This window comes from Umezawaea endophytica (assembly GCF_025061645.1).
Classification (GTDB): domain Bacteria; phylum Actinomycetota; class Actinomycetes; order Mycobacteriales; family Pseudonocardiaceae; genus Umezawaea; species Umezawaea endophytica.
The window spans coordinates 104,581-123,569 of the sequence record NZ_JANYMP010000019.1; the positions used below are offsets into that span (position 1 = coordinate 104,581).

25 protein-coding genes are annotated in these 18,989 nt (G+C 69.7%); 11 read left to right on the top strand and 14 right to left on the bottom strand.

Annotated features, from left to right (window positions below):
• Positions 1 to 42 precede the first annotated feature (42 nt).
• Positions 43 to 819, top strand: a complete 777-nt coding sequence (locus NZH93_RS32715; RefSeq protein WP_259627219.1) for a TetR/AcrR family transcriptional regulator — start codon at positions 43 to 45, stop codon at positions 817 to 819.
• A gap of 122 nt (positions 820 to 941) precedes the next feature.
• Here the strand turns inward: NZH93_RS32715 and NZH93_RS32720 are convergent, their stop codons facing one another.
• Complete coding sequence (locus NZH93_RS32720; RefSeq protein ID WP_259627128.1) at positions 942 to 1,097, bottom strand: DUF6131 family protein; 156 nt, start codon at positions 1,095 to 1,097, stop codon at positions 942 to 944.
• A 124-nt stretch (positions 1,098 to 1,221) separates the two neighbouring features.
• Between NZH93_RS32720 and NZH93_RS32725 the strand changes: the two genes are divergently transcribed.
• From NZH93_RS32725 to NZH93_RS32735, 3 genes are all read left to right on the top strand, one after another.
• Positions 1,222 to 1,833 (top strand): histidine phosphatase family protein, encoded by a 612-nt coding sequence (locus tag NZH93_RS32725; RefSeq protein ID WP_259627129.1) that lies wholly within the window; start codon positions 1,222 to 1,224, stop codon positions 1,831 to 1,833.
• Positions 1,834 to 1,871: 38 nt separating this feature from the next.
• Complete coding sequence (locus tag NZH93_RS32730) at positions 1,872 to 2,309, top strand: GNAT family N-acetyltransferase (RefSeq protein ID WP_372506949.1); 438 nt, start codon at positions 1,872 to 1,874, stop codon at positions 2,307 to 2,309.
• Between the two features lie 158 nt (positions 2,310 to 2,467).
• Positions 2,468 to 2,854 carry a DUF5684 domain-containing protein gene (locus NZH93_RS32735; protein WP_259627130.1) on the top strand — a complete coding sequence of 129 codons (387 nt, stop codon included), beginning with the start codon at positions 2,468 to 2,470 and terminating at the stop codon, positions 2,852 to 2,854.
• 55 nt (positions 2,855 to 2,909) lie between these two features.
• On the opposite strand, the gene NZH93_RS32740 is transcribed toward NZH93_RS32735, so the two are convergent.
• From NZH93_RS32740 to NZH93_RS32755, 4 genes are all read right to left on the bottom strand, one after another.
• Positions 2,910 to 3,431: a DUF4328 domain-containing protein gene (locus NZH93_RS32740; protein WP_259627131.1), complete on the bottom strand. Its 522-nt coding sequence runs from the start codon at positions 3,429 to 3,431 to the stop codon at positions 2,910 to 2,912.
• A gap of 81 nt (positions 3,432 to 3,512) precedes the next feature.
• Entirely contained in the window at positions 3,513 to 4,313 is an 801-nt protein-coding gene (locus NZH93_RS32745; RefSeq protein ID WP_259627132.1) for an SAM-dependent methyltransferase, read from the bottom strand.
• 174 nt (positions 4,314 to 4,487) lie between these two features.
• Positions 4,488 to 5,231 (bottom strand): S1 family peptidase, encoded by a 744-nt coding sequence (locus NZH93_RS32750; protein ID WP_259627133.1) that lies wholly within the window; start codon positions 5,229 to 5,231, stop codon positions 4,488 to 4,490.
• A gap of 174 nt (positions 5,232 to 5,405) precedes the next feature.
• A complete protein-coding gene (locus tag NZH93_RS32755; protein WP_259627134.1) occupies positions 5,406 to 5,813 on the bottom strand; it encodes a hypothetical protein in 408 nt (135 codons plus the stop codon).
• Between the two features lie 260 nt (positions 5,814 to 6,073).
• Here NZH93_RS32755 and NZH93_RS32760 point away from each other — a divergent pair, with 260 nt between their 5' ends.
• Both NZH93_RS32760 and NZH93_RS32765 read left to right on the top strand, forming a co-directional pair.
• Entirely contained in the window at positions 6,074 to 7,030 is a 957-nt protein-coding gene (locus tag NZH93_RS32760) for a diacylglycerol/lipid kinase family protein (RefSeq protein ID WP_259627135.1), read from the top strand.
• A gap of 226 nt (positions 7,031 to 7,256) precedes the next feature.
• Positions 7,257 to 7,511: a WhiB family transcriptional regulator gene (locus NZH93_RS32765; RefSeq protein WP_015104912.1), complete on the top strand. Its 255-nt coding sequence runs from the start codon at positions 7,257 to 7,259 to the stop codon at positions 7,509 to 7,511.
• 159 nt (positions 7,512 to 7,670) lie between these two features.
• On the opposite strand, the gene NZH93_RS32770 is transcribed toward NZH93_RS32765, so the two are convergent.
• Positions 7,671 to 9,149 (bottom strand): sensor histidine kinase, encoded by a 1,479-nt coding sequence (locus NZH93_RS32770; RefSeq protein ID WP_259627136.1) that lies wholly within the window; start codon positions 9,147 to 9,149, stop codon positions 7,671 to 7,673.
• A 96-nt stretch (positions 9,150 to 9,245) separates the two neighbouring features.
• On the opposite strand from NZH93_RS32770, the gene NZH93_RS51320 reads away from it, so the two are divergent.
• The gene (locus tag NZH93_RS51320) at positions 9,246 to 9,320 is read left to right on the top strand and encodes a 50S ribosomal protein bL37 (protein WP_096498094.1); all 75 of its coding nucleotides are present in this window, start codon (positions 9,246 to 9,248) and stop codon (positions 9,318 to 9,320) included.
• Between the two features lie 140 nt (positions 9,321 to 9,460).
• On the opposite strand, the gene rsrA is transcribed toward NZH93_RS51320, so the two are convergent.
• Entirely contained in the window at positions 9,461 to 9,766 is a 306-nt protein-coding gene (rsrA, locus tag NZH93_RS32775) for a mycothiol system anti-sigma-R factor (protein WP_259627137.1), read from the bottom strand.
• Positions 9,763 to 10,395, bottom strand: a complete 633-nt coding sequence (locus NZH93_RS32780; RefSeq protein WP_259627138.1) for a sigma-70 family RNA polymerase sigma factor — start codon at positions 10,393 to 10,395, stop codon at positions 9,763 to 9,765. Before NZH93_RS32780 ends, rsrA begins: the two co-directional genes overlap by 4 nt.
• Positions 10,396 to 10,574: 179 nt before the next feature.
• Here NZH93_RS32780 and ybaK point away from each other — a divergent pair, with 179 nt between their 5' ends.
• Positions 10,575 to 11,051, top strand: coding sequence for a Cys-tRNA(Pro) deacylase (ybaK, locus tag NZH93_RS32785; RefSeq protein WP_259627139.1), 477 nt, complete (start codon positions 10,575 to 10,577; stop codon positions 11,049 to 11,051).
• A gap of 230 nt (positions 11,052 to 11,281) precedes the next feature.
• On the opposite strand, the gene NZH93_RS32790 is transcribed toward ybaK, so the two are convergent.
• Both NZH93_RS32790 and NZH93_RS32795 read right to left on the bottom strand, forming a co-directional pair.
• Positions 11,282 to 11,896 (bottom strand): alpha/beta hydrolase family protein, encoded by a 615-nt coding sequence (locus NZH93_RS32790; RefSeq protein WP_259627140.1) that lies wholly within the window; start codon positions 11,894 to 11,896, stop codon positions 11,282 to 11,284.
• Positions 11,893 to 12,657, bottom strand: coding sequence for an SOS response-associated peptidase (locus tag NZH93_RS32795; protein ID WP_259627141.1), 765 nt, complete (start codon positions 12,655 to 12,657; stop codon positions 11,893 to 11,895). Before NZH93_RS32795 ends, NZH93_RS32790 begins: the two co-directional genes overlap by 4 nt.
• Positions 12,658 to 12,759: 102 nt before the next feature.
• Between NZH93_RS32795 and aroA the strand changes: the two genes are divergently transcribed.
• Entirely contained in the window at positions 12,760 to 14,028 is a 1,269-nt protein-coding gene (aroA, locus tag NZH93_RS32800) for a 3-phosphoshikimate 1-carboxyvinyltransferase (protein WP_259627142.1), read from the top strand.
• 1 nt (position 14,029) lies between these two features.
• Complete coding sequence (gene rsgA, locus NZH93_RS32805; RefSeq protein WP_259627143.1) at positions 14,030 to 15,043, top strand: ribosome small subunit-dependent GTPase A; 1,014 nt, start codon at positions 14,030 to 14,032, stop codon at positions 15,041 to 15,043.
• On the opposite strand, the gene NZH93_RS32810 is transcribed toward rsgA, so the two are convergent.
• Positions 15,040 to 15,591, bottom strand: a complete 552-nt coding sequence (locus tag NZH93_RS32810) for a TIGR03086 family metal-binding protein (protein WP_259627144.1) — start codon at positions 15,589 to 15,591, stop codon at positions 15,040 to 15,042. The genes rsgA and NZH93_RS32810 overlap by 4 nt on opposite strands.
• The gene (locus tag NZH93_RS32815; RefSeq protein ID WP_372506946.1) at positions 15,588 to 16,508 is read right to left on the bottom strand and encodes a sigma-70 family RNA polymerase sigma factor; all 921 of its coding nucleotides are present in this window, start codon (positions 16,506 to 16,508) and stop codon (positions 15,588 to 15,590) included. The genes NZH93_RS32810 and NZH93_RS32815 overlap by 4 nt, the downstream gene beginning before the upstream one ends.
• A gap of 148 nt (positions 16,509 to 16,656) precedes the next feature.
• On the opposite strand from NZH93_RS32815, the gene NZH93_RS32820 reads away from it, so the two are divergent.
• Positions 16,657 to 17,043, top strand: coding sequence for a VOC family protein (locus NZH93_RS32820; protein ID WP_259627145.1), 387 nt, complete (start codon positions 16,657 to 16,659; stop codon positions 17,041 to 17,043).
• 39 nt (positions 17,044 to 17,082) lie between these two features.
• Here NZH93_RS32820 and NZH93_RS32825 read toward each other — a convergent pair whose 3' ends face one another.
• The gene (locus NZH93_RS32825; RefSeq protein ID WP_259627146.1) at positions 17,083 to 17,586 is read right to left on the bottom strand and encodes a DUF6912 family protein; all 504 of its coding nucleotides are present in this window, start codon (positions 17,584 to 17,586) and stop codon (positions 17,083 to 17,085) included.
• Positions 17,583 to 18,965 carry a WS/DGAT/MGAT family O-acyltransferase gene (locus NZH93_RS32830; RefSeq protein WP_259627147.1) on the bottom strand — a complete coding sequence of 461 codons (1,383 nt, stop codon included), beginning with the start codon at positions 18,963 to 18,965 and terminating at the stop codon, positions 17,583 to 17,585. The genes NZH93_RS32825 and NZH93_RS32830 overlap by 4 nt, the downstream gene beginning before the upstream one ends.
• Positions 18,966 to 18,989 lie beyond the last annotated feature (24 nt).

Sequence of the window (18,989 nt, forward strand, 5' to 3'; positions counted from 1 at the left end):
TCCCCACGCGCATCACACGCTGGAACCGCCCCCTTGACGCGTGTGGTTGCCCTCGTGGAGGTCGACGAGATGGTGCGCGCCCCGACCCCGCTGGAACGCGACCACACGACGCCGCCCACCATCTCCGAGACCAGCCCGCCCGGCGAGGGCATCCCTGAACCCTCTCCCCACCTTCCCGCCACCAGCCTTCCCGTCTTCCCCTACGGCATGATGAATCCCGTGCATCCCGCCAAGAGCAACGAGGGCTACCTCAAGGGCCGGTTGCGCCGAGAGGACATCCTCACCACAGCGATCACCGTCTACGCCGAAACCGGCTACCACGGCTCATCCCTCCGCGAGATCGCCAGACGAGTGGGCATGACCCACGCGGGCCTCCTCTACTACTTCCCCAGCAAGGAAGCCCTCCTGGCCGCGGTCCTGGAACGACGCGACACAGACGACAGCCCCCGCCTCTCCGGCCCCCCAGGCCTGGACGCCTTGCGCAAACTCATCGCCCTAGCCGCCCACAACGCCAACCACCCTGGCATCGTCGACCTCTACTCCCGCCTGGCCGCCGAAGCCACCTCCCCCGACCACCCGGCCCACGACTACTTCGAGCACCACTACCGAATGGCCCGCCGCTTCGCCACCGCCTCCTTCCGCGTCCTGGCCGAACACGGCCACCTGCACCAAGACGTGGACCCGGAAACAGCAGCGCTGAACTTCATCGCCCTCATGGACGGCCTTCAAATCCAATGGCTGTCCAACAGCACCCACGTAGACCTGGTCGCCTCCCTCCGCGCCTACCTACGCAGCCTGCTCACCATCCCCCTGGACTGACCATCCCCCTGGATCGACCCCGAAAACGCCACCAGGGACGCCCCCCTCTCGGGAGACGCCCCTGGCAACGCGCGAACGCAGAGACCCGCGTGACGCGGATCGCGGGTCTGGAAGGCGCGCGTCTAGAAGTAGTGGGCCCTGCCACCGATCGGACGGCCGACGGCCCCGAGGACGGCGAGGATGGCGCCGATCACCAGCAGGATGGTGCCGACGGTCGTCAGGATCGAAATCCCGGCCAACCAGCCGACGACCAGCAGGATCAAACCAAGAACGATCATCACAACCTCCATGTGTCTTGGGAGGTGGATACCCATCGCCCCACAGCCCAAACACGAACGAGTGACATCACAGTGGTTTTTGCCATAAGGCGCTGGTCATGCCAGCCGCACTAGGATTCGCACGGTGAGCACAACTGGGCGCTACTCCGTCTACCTCCTGCGCCACGGCCAGACCACGTGGTCCGAATCAGGGCAGCACACCGGTCGCACCGACATCCCGCTGACCGCGAAGGGCGAGCAGCAGGCCCGCCGGTCGGGCGCGGTGCTCGCGCGGCTGCGGGGCACGTCGGTGCCGCCCGCGCTGGTGCTGACGAGTCCGCGGCAGCGCGCTCTGCGCACCGCCGAACTGGCGGGTCTGTCGGTCGACGACATCACCGAGGACCTCGCCGAGTGGGACTACGGCGACTACGAGGGCAAGACGACCCCGGAGATCCGGAAGACCACCGAGGGCTGGACCGTCTGGACGCACCCGATCCCCAACGGCGAGTCGGCGGACGAGGTGGGCGAGCGCGCCGCGGCGGTCGTGGCGCGGGTGCGGACGGCGCTGCTCGGCGGTGACGTGGTGCTGGTCGGCCACGGCCACTTCAGCCGCGTGCTGATCGCGACCTGGCTCGGCCTGGGCCCGCGCGACGGTGTCCACTTCGGACTCGACCCGGCGGGCACGACGGTGCTCGGCGACGAGCGCGGCGACGCGCAGGTGCGCCACCTCAACGTGCCGCCGTGGGACTGGGACTAGTGCCGATCCGCAGAGCACGTCCGGAGGACGTGCCCGTGATGGTCGGACTCGCCGAGGAGCTGGCCGAGTACGAACGGGCCCGCGCCGACTGCCACCTCACGGTCGACCAGCTCCACGACGCGCTGTTCCGCCCGACGCCCGCGCTGTTCGGCCACGTGGCCGAAGTGGACGGTGCCGTGGTCGGGATGGCGTTGTGGTTCCTCAACTTCTCGACGTGGCGCGGCACGCACGGCATCTACCTCGAGGACCTGTACGTGCGGCCGTCGGAGCGCGGTTCGGGGCTGGGCAGGGCGCTGCTGACCGAACTGGCGCGCGAGTGCGTGGCGAACGGCTACGCGCGGCTGGAGTGGGCCGTGCTCGACTGGAACGCGTCCGCGATCGGCTTCTACCGGTCGCTCGGCGCCGCGCCGATGGACGAGTGGACGGTGTTCCGCCTGACCGACAAGGCGCTGCACGACCTGGGATCATCCGACTAGGACGGTCCGAAAGTCTCGAAACGCTCACGAAAGGTCCAATCCGCTCCGGCCCCTGTTCGGGTTCTGGAAGCGTCCGGCGCCGTGCCCGGCAGTGGGACCCCGAATCGCGGCGACAGGCGCCTGCGAACTCGCTGCACGGGTTTCGGAGGGAAGTTCCTGTGAACTACGAAACCACCACCGCCGTGGACAGTTCCGCGCTCGTGGTGCCCGCGATCATCGGTGGTCTGTTCGGTCTGCTGACCATCGTCGCGATGTGGAAGGTCTTCACCAAGGCGGGCAAGCCCGGCTGGGCGGCGATCATCCCGATCTACAACCTGTACGTGCTGCTGAAGATCGCCGGCCGTCCGGGCTGGTGGCTGGTCCTGTTCATCATCCCGCTGGTGAACATCGTCGTCGCCTTCATCGTGTTCGTCGACGTGGCGAAGTCCTTCGGCAAGGGTGCCGCGTTCGGCATCTTCCTGCTCGGGTTCTTCAGCATCATCGGGTACGCGATCCTCGGGTTCGGCGGCGCGACCTACCAGGGTCCGGCCGCCGCGCGCGCCTGACGTGCCAACGGTTTCCCCGCACGTGGGGGCAACACGTGCGGGGAAACCCGGCAGGTCACATCCCGCTGATCAACCTCTCGTCCGCCGGGTGCATCGCGGTCAGCTTCCGCACGACGGCGATCAGCAGCACGCAGGCGAGTGCGGAGAACACCGCCCCGACCCACGCCGGTAGCAGGCGGGAGCCCGTGGCGGCCAGGCCGACGAGCCACGCCAGCCACCACGCGAGGACCTGCCGGGTCACCTCGGCGCGCTGGGACTCCGGCGCCCCGGCGGCGGCGACGTCGGCGACCGCCTGGTAGGGCGCCCACAGGTTGAGGACGGGCACGAACCACACGCCGACCACCCAGCGCGGGCTCCAGCGGTGGACGCGGCCGGGCACCTCGGCGTTGCGCCGGACCCGGTGTAGCCACACCAGCAGCACCGGCGCGGTGCACGCGAACAGCAGCGCCGCGAAGTAGCGCAGCAGCGGAACGGCGGCGGAAAGCGGTTGCACGACCGCCTGGGCGGCCAGCAGGGCGTACAGGAGACCGGCCGGTGTCGAGACGACGTGCGGCCTGAGGGTGATCGTCGAGTCCACGCCACCCCCGCTCCGACTGCGCTGACCTGCCTCGATTCTAGATCCACTCGACGTTCGGGCAACTCCACCGATCAGTTCGAGTCAGGGCTGCTTGACGCCGACGGCCCCGTAGGAGAGGCAGGAGGCGGAACTCGCGTCCTCGCCGTCCTCGTGCCACCGGCCCGTCGGGACGAGGCCCGGTTCGAGCAGGTCGAACCCCGTGAACAGCTCGACCACCTCGGCCGCGCGGCGGGGTGTGAGGGTGACACCGCTGACCGTCGCGAGGTCGGCGACCTTGACCATCAGGTCGGGTTCGAGGTCGGCGGTCAGGTGCGAGATGACGAGGTGGCTGCCCGGCGCCATCGCCTCGCGGTACTTCGCCACCACGTCGACGGGCCGGTCGTGGTCGGACAGGTACGGGAGGATGCCGACCATCACGACGGCGACGGGCTCGTCGAGGTCGAGCAGCGCGGCGGTCTCGGGGGCGTTCAGCACGGCGTCCGGGTCGCGGACGTCGGCGTGCACGACCGCGGCGGTGGCGCTGCCGCGAAGCATCGCCCGGCCGTGCGCGACGGTCGCCGCCTCGTTGTCCACGTAGACGACCCGGCAGGACGGGTCGACCCGCTCGGCGACCTCGTGGACGTTGCCCGCGGTCGGGATGCCGGAGCCGAGGTCCAGGAACTGGCGGATGCCCGACGCGGCGCACAGGCGGACGGCTCGGCGCAGGAACGACCGGGACGTGCGGGCCACCTCGTCGACGGCGAAGAGCTTGATGGAGCGTTCGGCGAACTCGCGGTCGACCGCGAAGTTGTGCGCTCCACCGAGGTAGTAGTCGAAGAGCCGCGCCACGTTCGGGCGCTCGGCATCGCCGTCGGACGACACCCGCTTCGGGCCCTCTTGCACCGCACACCTCACCCTGGAACGTCCCGGAGCAGCGCGAACTCTTCGTCGCACGGTATCCGGCTACTCCGTTCGTGTCCATCCGCCAAAAGTGAACACGTAGGGTGATTATTACTGGTGGAAGCTACCCGCGCCACACCCGGCCGAGGGAGTGACCCCTCGACCGGGTGAACCGGGTTACACGCCTGCCAGTGACTGGATCCACGGGCGGTAGCGGGTGATGTTGGTGTAGTTCGAGACGTTCGCGCGGTCGCTCGTCGAGGCGACGCCGACCTGGTAGCGGCGGCCGTCCACCGGGCTCGTGGCGAACATCGGGCCGCCGGAGTCCCCACCGGCCGCGATGCCGTTGACGCGGCGCACCGACACGGCGATGCCGCCGCGGTAGTCACGGCCGTTGACGTTGGTCACGGTGGTGTCCGCGACCTTGAGGTAGCGCGACTGGCAGTTGATCTCGGGCTGGTTGGTGCAGGTCGCGCCCCAGCCGTAGAGCTGCACGGTCTGGCCGTTGCGCACGGCCGTGGTCGTGCCGAGCGGCGCGTACGTGGTCGAGACCGAACGGTCGATCTTGACCAGCGCGAGGTCGACCGACGGGTGCTGGGTGATGCTGACCGCGTTGACCAGCGTGCCGCCGGTCGTCTGGTCGAGGCTGCCGACGCGGAACGTGTACGTCGCCGAGCTGGCCACGCAGTGCTGCGCGGTCAGGATCCAGGTCGGGGCGATGATCGACGCCGAGCAGTTCTCGCGGCCGTTGGCGAAGAGCCGGGCCGCCCAGGGGGCGTTGCTCGCGGTGCCGCCCCCGATGATGAACGGGGTCACGTCGCCGGGCACCGGTTGGGCCGAGGCGACGGGCGCCAGGGAGGTGAAGGCCGCGAGTGCCGCGGCTCCACCGATCAGCGCGGACAGGGTGCGCTTGAATCGCATGTGATGTCACCTAACGAACGCAGGGAGTGGTGAATTCACCTCCCTCAGCGTCACGCTTCCGGGTGACATGGGACACCCTCCGATGGTTGGCGGAACACCCGACCTTCGGAGGGAAGCCAAAAGCACTAATCGAACTAATCGGGCGATTCCGGCGGGGGAACCAGCCCGAGGGGTCTATTCGTCGGCGTCGGGCTCGTCCACCCCGAGCGTCCAGCGCCGCACCGGGTTGGTGAACAGCAGCGCGATCACCACGACCACGTAGATCCCGATCAGCGACCCGATGAGCTGCTGCCCGGACGGGCCGTACATGTACCAGGCGACGCCCAGCAGGAGGAGCTGCACGACGATCGACGGCGAACGCGCCCATCGCCTGCCGAGGACCAGTCCGACACCCGCGGCGAGCACACCCGCGCACAGGACGGTGAAGTAGCCCGCCTCGCCGAGGACCTTGCCGGTCGACTCGGCGCCGCCGAACGCCCGCACGACGAGCGCCACGGCGAACGCGATGCCCGCCAGGCCCTGGAGCGCGGTGAGCACCCCGGCCACCCTCACGGCGCCGGGGACCTGCGTCTGGTTCGCCACCTGCGAGCCCCTCACGACGGTGCATAACGGTCTGTGGTCGTCACGGATCGTAGGCCACCCGTCCGGACCTCCCATCCGGCAGGCGGAGGCGCGAAGATCAAGGGGTCTTCGGCTTGCCGGCGGTCCGCTGGGGTGCACTTGCCGTAGATGGGACTACGACGCGGGCGAAAGGAGATTTGGACCACTCCAGCGCGCTCAGGACCCCTCGTACGAGGGGCGCGCGGGCCGTCCGCGGTCACGCGCTGTCCTACTCTTCCAGTGTGCGCGCACTTCTGGTGGTCAACCCACAGGCGACATCGACCACGGCCGGAGGCCGGGACGTGCTGGCCCACGCGTTGGCCAGCACGGTGAAGCTCGACGTCGTCGAGACGCGGTACCGGGGCCACGCCGGTGACGTCGCGGCCCAGGCGGTCGCCGACGGGTACGGCATGGTCGTCGCGCACGGTGGCGACGGCACGGTCAACGAGGTCGTCAATGGGATGCTCCGCGCCGGTCTCTCCCCGGAACTCCCGATGCTCGGGGTAGTCCCCGGCGGTTCGGCGAACGTCTTCGCGGGCGCGCTCGGCCTGCCGCGCGACCCCGTGGAAGCCACCTACCGCCTGCTCCAGGCCATCGAGCACGGCACCAGCCGCCGCGTCGGGCTCGGCAAGGTCGCGTCGAGCGGCCTGCCCACGTCCACCACCTCGGACAACGACCGCTGGTTCACGTTCAACGCCGGTGTCGGCTGGGACGCGGACGTGGTCGCGGACGTCGAGGCGCAGCGCGCCAAGGGCCGCGAGGCCAGCCCCTCCCTCTACGCGCGCACCGCGCTGGCCAGCTACGTCAACCAGCGCAAGCGCACGCCCTCGCTCACGGTGCAGATCCCCGGCGAGGAGCAGATCACGGACCTGCGGATGGCGTTCGTGTCGAACACCGACCCGTGGACCTACCTGGGCGGCAAGGCGATCCGCCTCAACCCGTCCACGTCGTTCGACAACGACCTCGGCCTGTTCGCGCTGCGCGACCTCGGGCTGCCGACGGTGCTGCGGTACGTGGGCCACCTGCTCGTGCGGGACGGGAATCCCAAAGGCGGGAACCTCTTGCGGCGCGACGACGTTGAATACGTTCGGGTGACGAGCAAGGAGCCGGTCAACCTCCAGGTCGACGGCGATCTGCTCGGTGATTGCACCGAGGTCGAGTTCACGTCCGTTCGGGAAGCTCTCACCGTCGCGGTGTGATCACCGTGTGATGATCTTGCGACCGACCTGCGATGTTCGACCAGATGCGAACTTCGTAGAGTGAAACCGCTGGTGAACGGTGTCGATCTTTTGGGTGAGTTCACTCACCGGGTTAGTGCTAACCCCTTGACATCCCCGCCGTTCGTGAAAGCATTCACAAGCACCCCAAAAACGACCGCTGACGATCGGCGTGCCTTCGAGCGCGCCTAGCTGAGGAGTAGTTCCAATGGACTGGCGCCACCGCGCAATCTGCCGCGACGAGGACCCCGAGCTGTTCTTCCCCGTGGGGAATAGCGGTCCTGCGCTCTTGCAGATCGCCGAGGCGAAGACCGTCTGCCGCCGCTGCCCCGTCGTCTCCGACTGCCTCGCGTGGGCACTGGAGAGCGGCCAGGACGCCGGCGTGTGGGGCGGGATGAGCGAAGACGAACGTCGTGCGCTCAAGCGCCGCAACGCCCGTACGCGGGCCCGGAGCAACGCCTGAGTCGCAAGACCGGCAGTTGGCACCGACCTAGAACAGAAGAAGAACGTAGGGCCCGACACCGTGCCAGGTGTCGGGCCCTACGTTCTTTCGTTTGCACACCCTCCCGCATGACCACGAGGCGCCGCTGAGGCTGGTCGCCACGTGTGCACGGGGCACAGTTTAACGCCGCCCCCTGAGGGGCACGCGCAGGACCGCCTCTGTACCGCCTCGGGGCCTCCGCCGCAAGCTCAACGAACCCCTCAGTTCGGATTCCACGAGGGTCCGGACGATCTGCAAACCGAGCCTCTCGGTGCGCTCCAGCGAGAAGCCCTGCGGCAGTCCCTTGCCGTCGTCGGCGATCACCACGTCGAGCCAGCGGGCCGACCTCTCGGCGTGCACCACCACCTCCCCGCGCTGGCCAGGGGCGTACGCGTGCTCGAAGGCGTTCTGCACGAGCTCGGTCAGGACCATCACCAGAGGGGTCGCCAACTCGGCCGCGACGACCCCGAACGGACCCTCCCGGCGCACCGACACCTGGGTCTCGGTGGTGGCCACGTCGCTCATCATCGGAATCACCCGGTCGACGACGTCGTCCAGGTCCACCCGCTCGTCCACGGACATCGACAGCGTCTCGTGCACGAGTGCGATGGACGTCACCCTGCGCACCGACTCGGCCAACGCCTCGCGCGCCTCCTCGTTGCTCGTGCGCCGCGACTGCAACCGCAGCAGCGCCGCCACCGTCTGGAGGTTGTTCTTCACCCGGTGGTGGATCTCGCGGATCGTGGCGTCCTTCGACATCAGCGCCCGGTCGCGCCTGCGGACCTCCGTGACGTCGCGGCACAGCACCAGCGCGCCCGCCGGGTTGCCGCGCGGCCGCAGCGGCAGCGCGCGGAACAGCACCGACGCGCCGCGGCGAGACTCGGCCTCCATGCGCATGCTCGGGTTGCCGTCCACCGCCGCCCGGAACCGCTGCGCGATCTCCGTCGCGTCGAACGGGTCGTCGATCAGCGACCGCGTCAGCGGCGCCAACTGCACCCCGATCAGGTCGGACGCGTGGCCCATGCGGTGGTACGCCGACAGCGCGTTGGGGCTGGCGAACACCACGGCGCCCGCCGCGTCCAGCCGGATGAACCCGTCACCGACGCGCGGACTCGTGTGCACGTCCGGGGACGGCTCGGTCGTCGGGAACGTGCCGTCCGCGATCATCTGGCACAGGTCCGCCGCGCTGCCCAGGTACGAGATCTCCAGCGGGCTCGGCACGCGCGGCACGGCCAGGTTCGTGTTGCGGCTGATGACCGCGATGACCTGCTTGCCCAGCCGCACCGGGATCGTCTCGCGCCGCACGGGCACCCCGAGGTGCCACAGCGGGTCCTCCTCGCGGCAGATCCGCGACTCGATGATCGCCCGCCGGAGCTGCGGGTGCTCCTCGACCTGCATGGAGCTGCCGACGACGTCCTCCGGGTGCGCGGTCGGCGCCGTGGTCGGCCGCGCCTGCGCGACGCAGAGGAACGTGGCGTCGTCCAACGGCACCCAGAGCAGGAAGTCCGCGAACGACAGGTCCGAGAGCAACTGCCACTCGGCCACGACGAGTTGCAGGTGGTCGACGGCCGCGCCGGACAGCCTGGTGTGCTCGGCGAGCAGATCCGTGAGGGTGGACACGCGTCATACAACCACGGTTCAGACCGCTTCCAGCGCGCGGGAGAGCCCGTGTCACACTGGGGAGAAGCAGTTGACCTGATGCTCAAGGAGACACCCATGTCGAAGCGTGCCCGCAAGCGCCGCGATCGCAAAAAGGGTGGCGCTAACCACGGGAAGCGCCCCAACGCCTGATTCCAGGCCGACGGAAGGCCCCCTCGGGACGAGTCCCGAGGGGGCCTTCCGCGTTTCCGTCCGCCGTGGACGGTGCCGCTCCCACCGCACGCGAAAGGCCGCCCCGCAGGACGGCCTTCGCGAACGTTCGCCGGGAAGCGCTACTCCTCGACCACCTTGATCGTCGTCGTCCGCACCTCGACCGCGCCGTGCTGCACCAACGTCTCGTGGATGCGCGCGCGCAACCGCTCCTTCAACGTCTCGGGCGCGTGCTCACCCCCGCACTTGCGGGCCAGCAGCATCTTGAGGTGCTCCTCGATCCCGTACTGCTCAAGGCACGGGTGGCACTCCTCCAGGTGTTTCTGGAGCAGCTCCTTGCGCTTGACGTCGCACTCCTGGTCCAGGAACAACCAGACCTCGGAGAGGACCTCCGAGCAGTCGGTGTCGTGGGGTTCACCGCAGTTCATCGCCCCGCCACCTCTTCCTCGGGCTGACCGTTGCGCAGGAAACCGCGCTCGCGCGCGACGTCGGAGAGCTGCTCGCGCAACTGGCGACGGCCCCGGTGCAACCGGGACATCACCGTGCCGATGGGGGTGCCCATGATGTCGGCGATCTCCTTGTACGCGAAGCCTTCGACGTCAGCAAGGTATACCGCGATCCGGAACTCCTCCGGAAGACGCTGGAGGGCTTCCTTCACGTCGTTGTCCGGCAGCAGGTCCATCGCCTCGACCTCGGCCGACCGCAGACCGCGCGACGTGTGGCTCTCGGCCTTCGCCAACTGCCAGTCGGTGATCTCGTCGGTCGGCGACTGCAACGGCTGCCGCTGCTTCTTCCGGTACCCGTTGATGTAGGTGTTGGTGAGGATCCGGTACAGCCACGCCTTCAGGTTCGTGCCCTGCGAGAACGAGGCGAAGGCCGCGTACGCCTTCAGGTACGTCTCCTGCACCAGGTCCTCGGCGTCGGCCGGGTTCCGCGTCATCCGCAACGCGGCCGCGTACAACTGGTCGAGCAGCGGCATCGCGTCGCGCTCGAACCGAGCGGCCCGCTCCGCGGGTGTCTCATCCGTCGGGTTGGCCTGCGAACGGGTGGCGGGCACCGCGCTCCTCTCCCGCCGACCCGATGATGGCGCGACGGCTACTGCTGGCTGGGACGAGTCCCAGAATACGCGGACCTGCTCCACCGAGCCGTCAACCGGCCGCTGCTCCATCACCTCGGTAACCACACTCCCCCAAACGCGCTACCAAGTCCCAACATTCCCCCCGATATCGTTCCCCCATGGCCGGACGCGGGACCCCCGCCACAGCCCTGCTGGACAAGCAGCGCGTGGCCCACACCCTCCACTCATACGCCCACGACCCACGCCACGAGTCCTACGGACTGGAAGCAGCGGAAGCACTGGGCCTGGTACCAGGACGAGTGTTCAAGACACTGGTGGTGGACCTGGACGGCCACCTGGCAGTAGGCGTGGTACCCGTCACAGTCCAATTGGACCTCAAGGCCTTGGCAACAGCCTTGAAGGGCAAGAAGGCAAAGATGGCCGAGGTAACAGCAGCAGAACGCGCCACAGGCTACGTAGCAGGCGGCATCTCCCCACTAGGCCAGAAAAAACGACTGCCAGTGGTACTGGACACCTCAGCAGAAGACTTCGACACCATCTTCTGCAGCGCAGGCAGAAGAGGCCTAGAAGTAGAAATCACCCCAACAGACCTAATCAGACTAACCAACGCAGTAGTAGCACAAATCTCAGCCTAAACCGGACCAAAAAACCGACCACCCACAAACCGGACGCCGCCCACCCAACCGTGGCCGATTTTACTTGGGGGATTTGCCCCTTAAACTTGCGTCGGACGGCAGCTTCACCTCTGCCCTTTATTGTCCGACGAAGGGGCAAATCTAGGGGCCCCAAGTCAAATCGGCCACCCCCACGCTGGACCTCCGGTACGCACCCCAACCCCCACCAAACCCACCGGACCCCCACCCCCTCAAACCTCCAAAGGCCGCAAAACCCTCCCCAACCACTCCACCACAACCCGATGCAACCCCTCAGCATCAGCCTTCAACGAGTGGTCCCCTTTCAACACCACCACCTCCCGGTGATGAGCCCTCTCCGGCCGCCCAAACGGATCCGCCTCCCCCTGCACGATCAACGTAGGCACCTCCACCCCAGCCAACTCCCCCACCCGACTCTTCTCCGGCTTCCCAGGCGGATGCACAGGAAAAGCCAGGCACAACACAGCCACAGCCAACCCCTCCACAGACGTCCGACAGGCCACCCGAGCCCCAGACGACCGCCCCCCGAACAAAAGGGGCATCCCGTCAAACCACCGAACCCCAAGATCCTCAACAACAGCCAACCAAGCAGCATCCAACTGCCGAGCAGGAGCAGGCGCCCTCCGCCCAGCCACCCGATAAGGCTGCTCCACCAACGCCACGTGCACCCCGGCCTCCACAGCGGCCCGAGTAGCCGCCACCAGATCAGGCGCCCCGATCCCCCCACCGGCCCCGTGCCCCAGCAGCAAAGCCGCCCGCCCCTCAGCCGAACAATGCAACTCGGCCCGAGCCGGACCATGCGGCGTATCAACCAACCTGCTGGTCATGACAACTCGAACAAAGTCGGCTCAGGCACCTCAGCAGCAGTCAACGAAACCGGATCCATCAACTCAGGACCGTTGTTCCGCACACTGTTGACCGCCATCGAAACAGGCCTCAACTCCAACGCACCAACCACGCCCAAATCCGAATCCAACAACGACGACGGATCAACCAAATCCGGATCCAACCAGGACCCCCACCGAGACCGCGGCAGCAACAACGGCATCCGGTGGTGCACCGACGTCATCTCACCAACAGCATCAGTGGTCAACACCGCACACGTAACAACAGCCTTCCGCCCCGACTCCTCATCCGGCTGCCACCACACGGACCAGATCCCCGCCATGGCCAAACTCGACCCGTCATCGGGATTGATGAAGAACGGCTGCTTCCGCCCCTCCCCCGGCTGCCACTCGTACCACCCGTCAGCGGGCAGGATGCACCGCCGCTTGGCCGCCGAGTCCCGGTAGGACGGCTTGGTCACCACCGACTCCGACCGAGCGTTGATCATCTTCGCGGCCCCGGACATGTCCTTGGCCCAGTGCGGCACCAGCCCCCAGCGCATCACCCGGACACTGCGCTCGGTGGTCGACTCGTCGACCTCACCGGAGGCGTCACGGGGGTGCCTCTCCACCACCGCCAGCACGTTCTTCGTCGGAGCGATGTTGTAGTCCGGACCGGGGGCCTCGCCCTCCGTCGCGTCCACCGCGTCGAACTCCGCCGCGAGCAGCGCCGGGTCCTTGGTGGAGGCGTACCTACCGCACACTCCAGATCACCTCCGCGCCCAGATCATCTCCGGGCACGCCATCGTCGCACGTCGTCGGCACCGGTGCGACCCCTCGACGACCTGATGCGGAATCATCGACCCATGACTCAGCAGTGGTCCGCTCCCACCGCCACCGGCCCCGTCCGCGCGACCGTGCCCGTGCCCGGCTCCAAGTCGATCACCAATCGCCTGCTGCTCCTGGCCGCCCTCGCCGACGGCCCGTCCGTGCTGCACGCCCCCCTGCGCAGCCGCGACAGCACGCTGATGGTGGAAGCGCTGAAGGCCCTCGGCGTCGCCGTCGCCGACGGCCCGGACGGGAGCTGGCACGTCACCCCCGGCGACCTGCGCGGACCGGCGGACGTCGACTGCGGCCTCGCGGGCACGGTCATGCGCTTCCTCCCCCCGGCCGCCGCCATCGCGACCGGCGAGATCCGCTTCGACGGCGACCCGCACGCCCGCCTCCGGCCGATGGGCACCGTCCTCTCCGCCCTGCGCGCCCTGGGCGCCGACATCACCGGCGACGGACTCCCGTTCACCCTGAACGGCACCGGCGGGCTGCGCGGCGGCGACGTGACGATCGACGCGTCCGGCTCGTCGCAGTTCGTCTCGGGTCTGCTGCTCTCCGGCGCGCGCTACGAGCGGGGCGTGCGGGTCCTGCACGACGGCAAGCCCGTCCCGTCCCTCCCCCACATCGCGATGACCGTCGAGGTCCTGCGGGCCGCGGGTGTCGAGGTGGACGACCGGGAGCCGAACACCTGGACCGTCGCACCCGGCCCGGTGCGCGGGCACGAGTGGCACGTGGAGCCGGACCTGTCGAACGCGACGGTGTTCCTCGCCGCCGCGGCCGTGACCGGTGGTGAGGTGACCGTGCCCGGCTGGCCGACCAAGACCACCCAGGCGGGTGACGCCGTCGGCGACATCCTCCGGCGGATGGGCTGCGAGGTCGTGCTGGACGAGCGCGGCCTGACCGTGCGCGGGCCGGAGCGGCTGACGGGCCTGGACATCGACCTGCACGACGAGAGCGAGCTGACCCCGACGGTCGCCGCGCTGGCGGCGCTCGCCGACGGCCCGACCCGGATCCGCGGCGTCGCGCACATCCGCGGCCACGAGACGGACCGGCTCGCGGCGCTCGTCGCCGAGATCAACGGTGTCGGCGGCGCGGCGACGGAGACCGAGGACGGGCTGGTCATCGACCCGAAGCCGCTGCGCGGTGGACCGTGGCGCGCGTACGCGGACCACCGGATGGCGACCGCGGGTGCGATCATCGGCCTGGTCGTGCCGGGCGTCGAGGTCGACGACGTCGGCAGCACCTCCAAGACGATCCCCGACTTCCCAGGAATGTGGGCGACGATGCTCAACGAGGTCCGCTGACGTGAGCCGTGGCGACTGGCACAGGCTCGACGAGTCCGACGTGCGCGTGCGGCCGGGGAAGGGGACCCGGCCGCGCAGCAAGAAGCGTCCCGAGCACGCGGACGCCGTGCCCGCGATGGTGGTCGGCGTGGACCGCGGGCGCTGGACGTGCGCGCTGGACGACGACCCGAAACGCCTGGTGACGGCCATGCGCGCGCGGGAACTCGGGCGGACGCCGGTCGTCGTCGGCGACCGGGTCGGGCTGGTCGGCGACGCGTCGGGGCAGCCGGACACGCTGGCGCGCATCGTGAAGGTCGCCGACCGGAGCAGCGTGCTGCGCCGCACCGCGGACGACACGGACCCGTTCGAGCGGGTCGTCGTCGCGAACGCGGAGCAGTTGATCATCGTGACGGCGCTGGCCGACCCGGTGCCGCGCACCGGGTTCATCGACCGGTGCCTGGTCGCGTCGTACGCGGGTGGGCTGACGCCGGTGCTGTGCCTGACGAAGGCGGACCTGGCGAGCCCGGACGAACTGCTCGCCGCGTACGCCGAACTGGACCTCGTGGTGGTCGTGACGAGGTCCGACAAGGACCCGAAGCCGCTGCGGGAGCAGATGGCCACCAGGGTGTCCGCGCTGATCGGGCACTCGGGCGTCGGCAAGTCGACGCTGATCAACCAGCTCGTGCCCGGCGCGAACCGGGCGGTCGGCGTGGTCAGCGGGGTCGGCAAGGGGCGGCACACGTCGACGCAGACCGTGGCGCTGCCGCTGCCCGAGGGCGGCTGGGCGGTGGACACGCCGGGCATCCGCTCGTTCGGGCTCGCGCACATCACGCCGACCGACATCGTGGCCGCGTTCCCCGGCATGCGGGAGATGGCCGAGGAGTGCCCGTCGGGCTGCGGCCACCTCGGCGCGCCGGAGGACCCCGACTGCGTGCTGGACGAGCTGGTCACCACGGGTGTGGCGACGCAGGGGCGGCTGGACTCCCTGCGCCGCCTGCTGAGTTCGCGCGCGGGCCTGGAGGAGTACCCGGACTAGCGGTGCCCGTCCGCCCGCCTGCCCAGGTAGGCGAGCAGCCGGTCGGCCGGGGTCTCCGGTTCGACCGGCGCGGCGAAGCGGGCGGGCCGGTCGGCGTCGCTGACCAGCAGCAGCGCCACCGGGTACAGCTCGTCCGCGAGCGCCCGCGGGATAGGCCGGGTCTCACCGCACGCGTGGGCGACGTCCCACCCGTGCACGGCGACCTCCAGCGCGCCCGCCCGCGCCACGATGTCCGTCGTCACCGGGCAGCCGCCGATGGACACCTCGGGACGGCCGTCGCGGGCCGTCCACGCGCCGAGCAACCGCCTGGCGTGGTCGCGGGTGGCCGCGATCGGGTCGTCGTGGTCGACCGGCGGCGGCTCCAGGTCGACGTGCCCGTCGTCGGCGGCCTCCCGGAGCGCCGCGAGCGAGTCGACCAGGTGCCGCAGCAGGGCCCGCAGGTCCCAGTCGCGGCACGGGGTCGGGCGCGACAGGGCGTCCGGCGTGACCCCGTGCAGGCAGCCGAGCGCGTAGGCGACGGCCCGTTCGAGCAGGTCGACGTGGCTCACGTCGACACCGAGAGCGGCAGGTCGAACACCTCGAACAGCGACGGGTCGAGGAAGTTGACCACGTGCTCGATCCCGTTCTCCCCGATCGTCAGCACCTGGACGTTGAACGGCTTCCCGCTGAGGTACAGCCCGAACGCCGGCTGGCCATTCGCGCGCGTCGGCAGCACCCGGATGTCACCGGGGCAGCGGATCTCCAGGTGCCTGGCGACCGCGTCCGGCCCGCGGTACCAGGACCTGTACGGCGGCATCTCCCAGACGACGTCGGCGGTGAACAGGCCGACGATGGCCGGGATGTCCTTGGCCTCGAACGCCGCCGCGTACCGGTCCAGCAGCTCGCGCTGCGCCGCGTTCGACGGCTCGACCACCGCGTCCTCGGTCACCTCCGCCAACCCCGCCCTGGCCCGCTGGAGGATGCTGTTGACCGCCGTCGTCGAGGTCCCCAGCAGCTCGGCGACCTCCGCGGCCCGCCACTTGAGCACGTCGCGCAGGACCAGGACGGCCCGCTGCCTCGGCGGCAGGTACTGGAGCGACGCGACCAGCGCCAGCCGGATCGTCTCGCGCTCGGTGACGATCGCCGCCGGGTCCGCCCCGACCAGCTCGTCCGGTACCGGTTCCAGCCACAGCACCTCGTTCCCGTCGACCAGGTCGTCCTCGGGGTCGGAGTCCGAGCCGAGCCCCGTGGGCAGCGGCCTGCGGGCGCGCTTCTCGATGGCGGTCAGGCACGCGGTGGTCGCGATCCGGTACAGCCAGGTCCGCAACGACGACCGGCCCTCGAACCGGTCGTACGCCTTCCACGCGCGCAGGTACGTCTCCTGCACCAGGTCCTCGGCGTCGTGCACCGAGCCCAGCATCCGGTAGCAGTGCGCGAGCAGCTCCCGCCGGAACGGGTCCGAGAGCTGGATGAAGTCGTCCGCCATTACACGCCTCCCTGTCCTGGGTGCAGACCGTTCTCGCGCCGGGAACTCATCGCGGTTCGTATGAACGGATGGGGTCGTTAACCGGTTCGGGTGCCCCGAGGTGTCCGCGCATGTCCTCGGAACGGGGGCGCGCGGTAGCCTGCGCGCCATGGCGCAGGTGACGGGAATCGGCGGCATCTTCTTCCGCGCCAGGGATCCCGCGCGGTTGGCCGGGTGGTATCGGGACAACCTCGGCGTGCCCATGAACGACCACGGGACGGTGACGTTCCACTGGGTCGACTCGTCCACCGACGACAATCCGGGGACGACCACGATCGCGTTGTTCGCGAACAACACGGACTACCTCGGCGAACCGGGCCAGCGGGCCATGCTGAACCTGCGGGTGGACGACCTGCGGATCCTGCTGGCGAAGCTGAAGGCACGGGGGGTCGAGGTGCTGCCCGAGACCGAGGACTCGGAGTTCGGGCGGTTCGGGTGGTGCGTGGACCCGGAGGGGAACCGGATCGAGCTGTGGGAGCCCGCCGAAGGGATGTGACGGGCGGGCGCGGCCCGGTGGGTCGCGCCCGGCCCGCCCCTACATCAGGTCGAGCAGGAACGGGAGTTCCTGGCGCGCGTACCAGGCCAGTTCGTGGTCCTCGGCGCTGCCAAGGGTGAACTCGGCGTCCGGGTCGCCCAGGTCCGCCTCGTCGATCACCTCCGCCGCCGCCCGGACCGCGTCCTCGGCCTCCGAGGTGTCCAGGTGGATCGCGGCCACCAGGTCCATCGGCACCGGGCCGGACACCTTGACCACCGAGAAGTCCAGGTCCGGACGCAGCTTCACGTCCTCCACGTCCACCGACACGACCGCGCGGCGCGGCATCGCCTTGTCGTCCGTGCCCAGTTCGGCGGCCAGCAGGCGGATGGAGGCGCGGGCCGCGTCGAGCATGGCCGCGTACTCCAGCTCCTCCGTGTCGCCCGCGGCGTACGACTCCCTGAGCGCAGGCGTCAACGCGAAGGCGGTGCCGCCCACCGGGCGGAACTCACCCGTGTCCACCAGGTCTCGCAGCATGGCCACGGTGGCCGGGAGGTAAACCCTCATGCCGATACCGTCCCCATCAGTTCTTCCACGGATTCCTCGACCATCGCAGCTAGAACGTCCACATCGGACATCGCGTCCCTGTCGGCGTTGAGACCGAAGTAAACACCACCGTCGTACGACGTGACGCCGATCGACAGGGCTTGGTTCTTGGCCAGCGGGACGACCGGGAAGATCTCGGTCATCCTCGCGCCCGCCGCGTAGAGCGGCACCTGGGGGCCGGGGACGTTCGTGACCACGACGTTGAAGAGCCGCCGGGAGAACGAGCTGGCCGCGCGGGCGCCCAGTGCGTGCAGGGTCGGCGGGGCGAACCCCGAGACCTTGATCAGCGTGTCGGCCGCAACGGACTGGCCGGACTCCTGGTGGGCCCTCATCGCGTGGCTCACGTGGTGCAGGCGGACCACCGGGTTCGGCTCCCCCACCGGCAGGTCGACCAGGTAGGCCGCCACGCCGTTCGCGCCGTCCTCGTCCCGCACGGAGAGCGGCGCCATGGCGCGCATGGTGGTGTGCGCCGAGACGACCTCGCCGCGGGACATCAGCCACGCCCTCATGGCACCGGAGAGGACGGCCAGCACGCCGTCGTTGACGGTGCCGCCGTGCGCGCGGCGGATCGCCCGGAACTGCTCCAGGGTGCCGCGCGCCACGGCGAAGCGGCGGGCCGGGGAGATGCGGACGTTGAGCGGGCTGCCCGGTGCGGGCGTGGAGGCCGTGCGGAGCGCCGAGGCCAGGCCGCCGAGTGCGCCCGCGACCTTCTGCACGGTGGCGACGGTGTCCAGCGCGGCCGAGCGGACGTTCTCCACCAGCTCGCCGGGGCGCTGCACCACCTCCGCCACGGCGTCGGCCACCAGTTGCAGCGAACTGGGTTCCGGTTGGGGCATCCACAGGCTCTCCAGCGGCCTGCGGGGCGTCGGGGACACGTCCAGCATGACCTGGCCGATCTCGATCGCGCCCACGCCGTCCACGACCGCCTGGTGGGTCTTGGTGATGACGGCGATCTGGTTGCCCTTCAGGCCCTCCACCAGGTACGTCTCCCAGAGGGGACGGGTGTGGTCGAGCGGGCGGGACATGAGGCGGGCCACGAGGTCGTGGAGCTGGGCGTCGCTGCCCGGCTTGGGCAGCGCCGACCTGCGCACGTGGTACGTGACGTCGAAGTCCGGGTCGTCCACCCACACCGGCCTGGCCAGCCTGCCGGGGACGTGCACGACCTTCTGCCGGTAGCGCGGCACGAGCGGCAGCCGCTGCTCGATCAGCTCGACCAGGCGGTCGTAGTCGAACCCCGCCTTCGGCCTGCGGAACACCGAGACCCCACCGACGTGCATCGGCGTCGTGGCGTCCTCCAGGTACAGGAACGAGGCGTCCAACGCGGACAGGCGATCGGGCATGAGATCAGGTTAGCCCGCCGCGCG

Excerpts from the sequence above, each read along its gene's own strand:
- NZH93_RS32750 (WP_259627133.1), bottom strand. The coding sequence starts at position 5,231 with ATGCGATTCAAGCGCACCCTGTCCGCGCTGATCGGTGGAGCCGCGGCA.
- NZH93_RS32815 (WP_372506946.1), bottom strand. The coding sequence starts at position 16,508 with ATGGCGGACGACTTCATCCAGCTCTCGGACCCGTTCCGGCGGGAGCTG.
- NZH93_RS32765 (WP_015104912.1), top strand. The coding sequence starts at position 7,257 with ATGGACTGGCGCCACCGCGCAATCTGCCGCGACGAGGACCCCGAGCTG.
- NZH93_RS32830 (WP_259627147.1), bottom strand. The coding sequence starts at position 18,965 with ATGCCCGATCGCCTGTCCGCGTTGGACGCCTCGTTCCTGTACCTGGAG.
- ybaK (WP_259627139.1), top strand. The coding sequence starts at position 10,575 with ATGGCCGGACGCGGGACCCCCGCCACAGCCCTGCTGGACAAGCAGCGC.
- aroA (WP_259627142.1), top strand. The coding sequence starts at position 12,760 with ATGACTCAGCAGTGGTCCGCTCCCACCGCCACCGGCCCCGTCCGCGCG.
- rsrA (WP_259627137.1), bottom strand. The coding sequence starts at position 9,766 with ATGAACTGCGGTGAACCCCACGACACCGACTGCTCGGAGGTCCTCTCC.
- NZH93_RS32825 (WP_259627146.1), bottom strand. The coding sequence starts at position 17,586 with ATGAGGGTTTACCTCCCGGCCACCGTGGCCATGCTGCGAGACCTGGTG.
- NZH93_RS32820 (WP_259627145.1), top strand. The coding sequence starts at position 16,657 with ATGGCGCAGGTGACGGGAATCGGCGGCATCTTCTTCCGCGCCAGGGAT.
- NZH93_RS32720 (WP_259627128.1), bottom strand. The coding sequence starts at position 1,097 with ATGATCGTTCTTGGTTTGATCCTGCTGGTCGTCGGCTGGTTGGCCGGG.
- NZH93_RS32790 (WP_259627140.1), bottom strand. The coding sequence starts at position 11,896 with ATGACCAGCAGGTTGGTTGATACGCCGCATGGTCCGGCTCGGGCCGAG.
- NZH93_RS32730 (WP_372506949.1), top strand. The coding sequence starts at position 1,872 with ATGGTCGGACTCGCCGAGGAGCTGGCCGAGTACGAACGGGCCCGCGCC.